The following is a 466-nucleotide window of genomic DNA, read 5'->3' as shown; positions in this document are numbered from 1 at the left end:
ATATCTACACCACCAGGTACATCAGCTTTCACTGTTGTTGGGATGTCGAACTTGTAGTAACGTCCGAATGCGAACTTAGTTGTATCGATGATTTGAGTATCTTCTGCGTCTCCAAGTGACTTAGTGAAGCCAGCTTTAAGAGTTGCAGTGATCACACCGTTGTTCACAGTGATATCGAATTTATCTGTTACTTCTGCGCCTGTTACTGAATCGTAAGCTTTGATCTTAGTAGAATCAAGTTCCAATTTAGCTTCATCGTAGTCATCTGAGATTCCTACTGATTGGATGTTGTCCTTGTTAGCTGCGTCAAATTTAGTTGTATCCAACCATACTTGGTAAACCAACTTGTCGCCACGTTTCACAGTCTTGGTGTTCAAGTTTTGAGCTTCGTTGTTTGATGCATCGTCCGCATATGGGTTCGCATTGGTATCTGCGTACTTGTCTGCCAACTCTTTATCATCATCAA

The 466-nt window shown here is 41.6% G+C and carries 1 protein-coding gene; it reads right to left on the bottom strand.

Translation table 11 applies throughout. From position 1 onward, the window contains the following. Nucleotides 1–466, bottom strand: a 466-nt coding sequence (locus AC3E7H_RS09945) for an SspB-related isopeptide-forming adhesin (RefSeq protein WP_490676510.1), incomplete at both ends; no start/stop codon positions are given.

This window comes from Streptococcus sp. SCPM-O-B-15304 (M98) (genome assembly GCF_058200215.1).
This window is presented reverse-complemented; position numbering and strand designations above follow the sequence as displayed.